This is a genomic window from Polaribacter sp., from assembly GCF_965656025.1.
Classification (GTDB): domain Bacteria; phylum Bacteroidota; class Bacteroidia; order Flavobacteriales; family Flavobacteriaceae; genus Polaribacter.
Genome location: NZ_CBFHJT010000036.1, coordinates 4,371 through 12,245 on the forward strand (window position 1 = coordinate 4,371; position 7,875 = coordinate 12,245).

Annotated in this window: 11 protein-coding genes; 9 read left to right on the forward strand and 2 right to left on the reverse strand. The window is 30.2% G+C overall.

Annotation, left to right across the window (positions count from 1 at the left end; translation table 11 throughout):
- Positions 1–459, forward strand: a 459-nt coding sequence (locus ACTG3S_RS08365; protein WP_439128902.1) for a response regulator transcription factor, incomplete at its 5' end; no start/stop codon positions are given.
- Positions 460–499: 40 nt separating this feature from the next.
- On the forward strand, positions 500–892 hold the full coding sequence (locus ACTG3S_RS08370; RefSeq protein WP_439128903.1) for a hypothetical protein: 393 nt from the start codon (positions 500–502) through the stop codon (positions 890–892).
- On the opposite strand, the gene ACTG3S_RS08375 is transcribed toward ACTG3S_RS08370, so the two are convergent.
- Positions 889–1,200: a rhodanese-like domain-containing protein gene (locus ACTG3S_RS08375; protein ID WP_439128904.1), complete on the reverse strand. Its 312-nt coding sequence runs from the start codon at positions 1,198–1,200 to the stop codon at positions 889–891. The two genes, ACTG3S_RS08370 and ACTG3S_RS08375, sit on opposite strands and share 4 nt — an antisense overlap.
- Before the next feature lie 3 nt (positions 1,201–1,203).
- Positions 1,204–2,955, reverse strand: a complete 1,752-nt coding sequence (locus tag ACTG3S_RS08380) for an aromatic amino acid hydroxylase (protein WP_439128905.1) — start codon at positions 2,953–2,955, stop codon at positions 1,204–1,206.
- Positions 2,956–3,092: 137 nt separating this feature from the next.
- Here ACTG3S_RS08380 and ACTG3S_RS08385 point away from each other — a divergent pair, with 137 nt between their 5' ends.
- Genes ACTG3S_RS08385 through ACTG3S_RS08415 form a run of 7 tightly spaced genes read left to right on the forward strand, consistent with a single transcriptional unit; the run spans position 3,093 to position 7,826 of the window.
- Positions 3,093–3,359, forward strand: a complete 267-nt coding sequence (locus ACTG3S_RS08385) for a hypothetical protein (protein WP_439128906.1) — start codon at positions 3,093–3,095, stop codon at positions 3,357–3,359.
- A 46-nt stretch (positions 3,360–3,405) separates the two neighbouring features.
- Positions 3,406–4,923: a 2,3-bisphosphoglycerate-independent phosphoglycerate mutase gene (gene gpmI / locus ACTG3S_RS08390; RefSeq protein WP_439128907.1), complete on the forward strand. Its 1,518-nt coding sequence runs from the start codon at positions 3,406–3,408 to the stop codon at positions 4,921–4,923.
- Positions 4,924–4,934: 11 nt separating this feature from the next.
- Positions 4,935–5,468 (forward strand): thioredoxin family protein, encoded by a 534-nt coding sequence (locus tag ACTG3S_RS08395; protein WP_439128908.1) that lies wholly within the window; start codon positions 4,935–4,937, stop codon positions 5,466–5,468.
- A complete protein-coding gene (locus ACTG3S_RS08400; protein ID WP_439128909.1) occupies positions 5,469–5,867 on the forward strand; it encodes a BT0820 family HAD-type phosphatase in 399 nt (132 codons plus the stop codon).
- A gap of 58 nt (positions 5,868–5,925) precedes the next feature.
- Positions 5,926–6,735 (forward strand): type I methionyl aminopeptidase, encoded by an 810-nt coding sequence (gene map / locus ACTG3S_RS08405; RefSeq protein ID WP_439128910.1) that lies wholly within the window; start codon positions 5,926–5,928, stop codon positions 6,733–6,735.
- Complete coding sequence (locus ACTG3S_RS08410) at positions 6,736–7,047, forward strand: cupin domain-containing protein (protein WP_439128911.1); 312 nt, start codon at positions 6,736–6,738, stop codon at positions 7,045–7,047. It abuts the gene before it with no gap.
- 8 nt (positions 7,048–7,055) lie between these two features.
- Positions 7,056–7,826 carry a class I SAM-dependent methyltransferase gene (locus ACTG3S_RS08415; RefSeq protein ID WP_439128912.1) on the forward strand — a complete coding sequence of 257 codons (771 nt, stop codon included), beginning with the start codon at positions 7,056–7,058 and terminating at the stop codon, positions 7,824–7,826.
- Positions 7,827–7,875 lie beyond the last annotated feature (49 nt).

Consider the following 7,875-nt stretch of genomic DNA (forward strand, 5'->3'; position numbering starts at 1 on the left):
AAAGCTACTGAAATTGTAAAAACAAAATATCCTCAAATAAAAGTTATTATGCTTACAGTTGTAGATGATGATGATTGTATTTTTAAATCTATTAAAGCAGGTGCAAACGGGTATTTATTAAAAGAAATTGATGCCGAAAATTTATACACAAGTATTATAGAAGTTACTGAAGGTGGTGCACCTATGACACCTAGTATAGCTTTAAAAACATTAAATTTATTAAGAAACCCTACTGCCACATTAATCACAAAAAACGAATCGGAAGAAATAAAACTTTCTAAAAGAGAAACAGAAATTTTACTTCATTTAAGCAAAGGTATAACCTATAATAACATAGCAGACAATTTATTTATATCTCCTTCTACGGTTAGAAAACACATAGAAAATATTTATAAAAAATTACAAGTACACAGTAAAATGGAAGCTGTAATAAAAGCTCAAAAAAGAAATCTTATTTAGCTGTTTTTTATTTTGTACCTTTCAATAATATTTTTGTAAGATGTTTAAAAAAATTATTATCGGTATAATTATGGGAGCTTTAGTAGGTATGTTTGTTACCTCGATAATACTCTCTAACACCAGTAAACTAGCAGAATTATTTTTAACTAAAATAACTGCAACTGCAATAATAACAGGTGTTTTATGTGGTATTTATGCAAGTTTTTCTAAATCTAAACTACAAGTATTTTACATATCTGTAATTATAGGTATTGTAATATTCTACTTAAAGTATTTAGTAACTGGCCACAATTTTGACGCCTTAACAATGGGTGCATTTGTGGGAGCAATGTTAGGTGGTATTTTTGCCATTATTAGAAAAATAAAGCACTCTTACCTAGTATTTACTAAGTTAAACAAACGCAGAAAAAAAGGGTTTGGTAATTATAACTAATCTAAATGTTTAGCAACATTTTGCCAAGGCCCACCATTAATTACGTCTACTCCATTTTGTGATAAAAACTGAGTGGCTTGCCCACTTCTAGCTCCACTTCTACAAACAGCTATAACAGGTTTTTTCCAAGATTTTATTTGTTCTATTTCTAGAGGTATTAAATTTAATACAATGTGTTTTGCATTTGCTATATGACCTTCATTCCATTCTGCTAAAGTTCTAACATCTAAAATTACTGCGTCTTTATCTAAATATTCTTTAATTTCTGTACTCATGTCTTTACGTTTAAACATGTCAAATAAACCCATGTTTTATTTATTTTTATATTGATGGCACAAAACTAATCCATTTTCAATTAATTTTGTGTAGCTTTTGTTACATTTTAAATCTTCTAAAGCTTTAAATAATTCTTTTTGAATAGAAAAATTATGTTGCAAAGCTAATTCATAAAGTTCTAAGTTTAACAACCAATCATTAGAAAAATCATTTTTTAACTGATAAAATATGGTCGTTACTTTTTCTTCTGTTACTGTATTTTCTGTTCTCATCTTTCTTACATCACGATACAGCGCATACAATTCTCTCTCTTTAGTAGTATATTTTATTTTATATGTTTTGGTTTTAGAAACCGCCGTAGTATCTTTAAAAGAGTTAATATCTGCAGCACCAGTATATGCAGAAACTACTTCTTTACCAACTGCCATATGATACAAGCCCCAATCTGGCTGAAACAACACTTTATCTTGATAGGTAACTGTACAATTTTCAAAAGTTATTAATAAAATTTTACCTCTTAAATCTCTTGTTCCTGTAATTACATTTCCTTCTACTTTTACGCCTCCTTCAAAAATTAGAGAAATTCTTTTGCCTTCATAAATTTGATATGCTTCCAAATCTCTTGGACTCATGTTTTCTATAGCAATATTAATTCCTTTTAATTTTCCTATTGGACTACCAAAACCTTCTTTATGATTTTCTATTCCATGTCCAATCAACTCCTTATCTCTGTTAGATAAGGCAGTATTACCCTTTGTTTGAAAATAAAGCGGTTTTCCATTTTCATTCGAAATCACCTCTGTAAAAATACCAGAAATTTGTATGCCTGTACTTAATTCTATGGTTCCTAAATTTTTAGAATTAATTAGTTTTTGTATGCCTTTTAAACCTCCTTTTCTAATAGCCATGGTATTTGCAAATTGCTCTAAAACCAGACTTAAATGTGCAAAATTTGGTGTTACAAATAGTTGTGGCTGTGGTTTTGTAATATCAAAATTCATATTTGCAGCTTCTAAAGTATAAGGTACTTTTTTAACTTTATCTTGCATACACCAAGCACTTTCTCCAATAGAAGAAAGCAAACCAGCTCCGTAAATTTTAGGATTTTCTAAAGCGCCAATTAACCCATACTCTACTGTCCACCAATGTAAATTTCTAATCTGAGCCATTTCAGACAATTCGCCCATATTTCCTTGTAAATATGCTACATTATCTTGTGCTGCTTGTATTTCTTTTTCAGAAGAATTTGGGTTCTCTTTTAAAATCGATAAAAGACGAATAGCCTCATACATTTCATAATCTTTTGCAGATGATATTGCTTTGCTGCCAATTTCGCCAAAACGTCTTAAATATTCTGCATATTCTGGATTTGCAATAATTGGTGCATGACCAGCAGCTTCATGAATAATATCTGGTGCAGGTGTATATTCTATATGATTAATGGTTCTCATATCTGAAGCAATTACCAAAACATTATAGGCTTGAAACTCCATAAAAGCATTGGGAGGTATAAAACCATCTACAGAAACAGCTGCCCAACCAATGTCTTTTAAAATACGATTCATACCCTCCATATGTGGTATTTCATCAATAGAAATTCCTGTTTTATCTAAGCCTTCTAAATAAGATTTATGCGCAACTTTACTTAAGTAATCTACATTCATACGCATTACATAACGCCAAACAGCTTGGTTTTGTGCTGTATATTCATCATAAGGTTGTTTTACAATAAATTTATGTAAGTGCTTGGGTAGTTTTTTTGTAACATCATTCAGTTGAAAGTGCATAATTGTCTAAAATTATATTATTCTTACAAAATTACATATAATAATGAAAAATTCGTATTTACAAAGCGTTAAAAAACCTTTTTGTAACAATTTGTTATTTTTTACTACCTATTTGTAAATAATTAACATTTAATATTATGGCTGGGGAAGGTTTTATTGCACATATGATTGCTAGTTTAAAAGCGAATAAGAGAAATCGTGTTTCTACTTTTGATAAATTAAAAGATTTTAAATATCGTAAGCCGTCAGAATTGCATTTCCCTAACAAAGCATCTGCAAAAGAGTTGAAAAATATTCGTAAAAAAATTAAAAAAGAGAATAATTTACTTTTCTTTAAAAAAGTACTTACAATTTTATTCTTGTTAGCACTTTGTATTTACACTATCGTTTTCGTAGAATCTTAACAAAAAGAAAAAAATCTTTCTTATTTTTACTGTTCAATTTAGAATAATGAATAAGAAAGTAATTTTAATGATTTTGGATGGATGGGGAATTACCCAAGACCCAAAAGTATCTGCAATTTATAACGCAAAAACACCATTTATAAATGGTTTATATGATAAATATCCTAATGCCGAATTAAGAACAGATGGCTTAAATGTTGGTTTACCTGAAGGCCAAATGGGAAATTCTGAGGTTGGACACATGAATTTAGGCGCTGGTAGAATTGTATATCAAAACCTAGCAAGAATTAATAAAGCTGTAGAACAAAAAACTTTAGGTAAAGAAAAAGTATTGTTAGACACCTTGCAATATGCTAAAGAAAACAATAAAGATGTACATTTATTAGGTTTGGTTTCTAATGGTGGTATTCATGCACATATCAATCACTTAAAAGGTATTTTAGATGTTGCTAAAGAAAACCAGGTAGATAATGTGTATTTACACGCTTTTACAGATGGTAGAGATTGTGATCCTAAATCTGGAACGTATTTTATAAATGATATTCAAGAATACATGAAAGAAAGTACAGGCGAATTAGCTACTATTACTGGGCGTTATTATGCGATGGATAGAGATAATAGATGGGAACGTGTAAAAGAAGCTTATGATGGCGTTGTAAATGGAGTAGGAGAAAAAACTACAGATATAATTGCTGCCATCAACAAAAATTATGAAGCTGGTTTAACAGACGAGTTTCATAAACCAATTATTGTAACTAATGAAGACGGCTCGCCAAAAGCGCAAATTAAAGAAGGTGATGTTGTATTGTTTTTCAATTACAGAACAGACAGAGGTAGAGAATTAACAAATGCTTTGTCTCAAAATGATTTCCCTGAATTTGGAATGAAAAAACTAGATATATATTTTACCACAATTACTTTGTATGATGAGAGTTTTAAAGGGATAAACGTAATATATAATAACGATAATATTAAAAATACGTTAGGTGAAGTGCTTTCTAAAGCAGGTAAAAAACAAATTAGAATTGCAGAAACAGAAAAATATCCACACGTTACTTTTTTCTTTTCAGGAGGGCAAGAAGCACCTTTTGAAGGCGAATCTAGAATATTAAGAAACTCACCCAAAGTTGCAACTTACGATTTAAAACCAGAAATGAGTGCTTACGAATTAAAAGAAGCCTTGTGTGTAGATTTAGAAAAAGGTGAAGCAGATTTTGTTTGCTTAAATTTTGCAAACGGAGATATGGTTGGACATACAGGGATTATGGAAGCTGCTATTAAAGCCTGTGAAGCTGTAGACAATTGTGCACAAGCTGTTATAGAAACCGGTTTAAAAAACGGATATTCTACCTTATTAATTGCAGATCATGGAAACTGCGAAACAATGATGAATCCGGATGGCTCACCTCATACAGCGCACACAACCAATCCTGTACCTTTCATCTTAATTGATAAAGATATAAAATCGATAAAAAGTGGTATCTTAGGTGATGTTGCACCAACAATATTAGAATTAATGGGTGTAGAACAACCCGAAGAAATGACTCAACATTCTTTATTATAATTTAAAATACTATGAAAAATATATTTTTACTATTACTTACTATAACAATAATATCTTGTAGCAGTGCACAACAAGAAATTACTGCTGCTAAAAATAAATCTGGAGACTTAGTTGGTTTTGCCAATAAAGAATCTTTTTTGCAAGCACCCTATAAAACGTGGTTTACAAGAAATTATGACAATTTTAAAACAAACCCTGAAACTATTGCAAAAATTAAAGAAAATTTAAAAGGAGTTACTATAAAGGGTTTTATGGGTACTTGGTGTGGAGACTCTAAGAGAGAAACACCACAGTTTTATAAAATTTTAGACGCTGCAGAATTTAATTTTAAAAAGTTTGATTTGGTTACTGTAAACAGAAGTAAAAAAACACCTGATAATTTACAAGAAGGCTTAAATATTATTAGAGTGCCTACCTTTATTTTTTACAAAAATGGTCAAGAAATTGGACGTTATGTCGAAAGACCAAGAGAATCTATTCAAAAAGATATTTTAAAAATTGTTTCTGAGCAGCCTTACAAACATTCTTACGATCGAAGTAAATAAATGAATAATAATAATTTAATTATTGCTGTAGATTTTGATGGTACCATTGTAGAAGATGCGTATCCAAAAATTGGTAAAACTCAATTATTTGCTTTTGAAACCCTTAGAAAATTACAAGCAGAGGGTTACAGACTAATTTTATGGACTTACAGAAGTGGCTCTAAATTAGAAGAAGCTGTTGCTTTTTGCAAAGAAAATGGTATCGATTTTTATGCTGTAAATAAAAGTTTTCCGGAAGAAGATTTCGATGAAAAATATAGCAGAAAAATTAATGCAGACATTTTTATAGACGATAGAAATATTGGAGGCTTTATAGGTTGGACAAATGTTTACAAACAGATTTTTAAATATGAACCTGAGCCAAAAAAGAAAAAAGGTTTTTTCTCTATTTTCAAATAAGGTTTACAGCATTTTATTTACTTAAATTATACTAACTTTGTGGTTCAATTTTTTTAATATGATTAAAATTAAAACCAAAGAAGAAATAGAAATTATGCGTGAAAGTGCATTAGTAGTTTCTAGAACATTAGGTATGCTTGCTAAAGAAATAAAGCCTGGTGTAACTACTTTATATTTAGATAAGTTAGCAGAAGATTATATTAGAGAACAAGGTGCTATACCAGGTTTTTTGGGTTTGTATGATTTCCCAAACACACTTTGCATGAGTCCTAACTCACAAGTGGTTCATGGCATACCAAACAAAGAACCTTTAAAAGAAGGCGATATTATCTCTATAGATTGTGGTGCAAAAAAGAATGGTTTTTACGGAGATCATGCATATACATTTGCCATTGGTGAAATTACAGAAGAGACCAAAAAATTGTTAGAGATAACAAAACAAAGTTTATATCTAGGCATTAGAGAGTTTAAAGCTGGTAATAGAGTTGGAGATGTTGGTTATGCAATTCAAAAATTTACAGAAGATCATGGCTATGGAGTTGTAAGAGAATTGGTTGGGCATGGTTTAGGAAGAGAGATGCACGAAGACCCAAACATGCCAAATTATGGTAAAAGAGGAAGAGGAAAAAAGTTTGTAGAAGGCATGGTTGTAGCTATAGAACCTATGACAAATTTAGGAACTCACAAAATAAGACAACATTCAGATGGATGGACAATTACTACTTTGGATGGTAAACCCTCTGCACATTTTGAGCATGATGTTGCTATTTTAAACGGAAAACCAGAATTACTTTCCACTTTTAAATATGTACATGAAGCTTTAGGTATTGTTACAGATGAAGAAGATGAATTTAGGCAAAAAATATAAATGGAAATTAACGATATCAACTCCAAAGAAATTATAAAAGGATTTAATGGACGTTTTGTTCATATGGAAACCTTTACAATTGCTTTTTGGGAAGTTAAGAAGGGATCTGACTTACCAGAACATTCTCATTTTCATGAACAAACTACACAAGTTACAGAAGGTGAATTTGAGATGACTGTAAACGGAATAACAAAAATTTATAAGCCAGGTTCAATTCTAAAAATACCTTCATTAGCAAAACATTCTGGTAAAGCTTTAACTGATTGTAAAATAACAGATGTATTTTGTCCTGTTAGAGAAGAATATAAATAATATTCCAATTGAAAACTATTTTCAAATCTATATTAAACACAATACCAAGACCTTGGTTAATTAAGGCTAGTTACTTAGTAAGACCCATTATTGCTTTTGCTTTAAAAGGTGATACCTATACAGATCCAATAGACGGTAAATCTTTTCGTAAGTTTTTACCTTATGGGTATGGCAACCAAAGAGAAAATGCACTTTCCCCATCAACTTTATCTTTAGAGAGACACAGATTAATGTGGCTTTTTTTAAAAGATGAAACTGATTTTTTTACATCAACAAAAAAACTAAAAGTATTACATATTGCACCCGAACAATGTTTTTTAGATATTTTTAAAAAGCAAGATAATTTAGACTACATCACATCAGATTTAGAGTCTCCCATTGCAGATGTAAAAGCAGATATTTGCAATTTACCATTTAATGAAAACGAATTTGATATTGTTTTTTGCAATCATGTTTTAGAACATATTCCTGATGATAAAAAAGCAATGCAAGAATTGTATCGTGTTTTAAAACCAGGAGGTTTTGGTATTTTTCAAATTCCACAAGATTTATCCAGAGCAACCACTTTTGAAGATGATACCATTACTGACAAAAAAGAACGTGCTAAAATTTTTGGGCAATATGATCATGTAAGAGTTTATGGTAGAGACTATTTTGATAAGTTAAGAACTATAGGTTTTAAAGTAGATGAAATAGATTACACACAAAAAATCGCTCCAGAAAAACTAGAACGATTTTGTTTAATGAAGCATGAAATACTCCCTGTATGTTATAAGTAAACTACTCGTTTTTACTCAAGTAATCCAATAATTTCTCCAAAGACTCGTT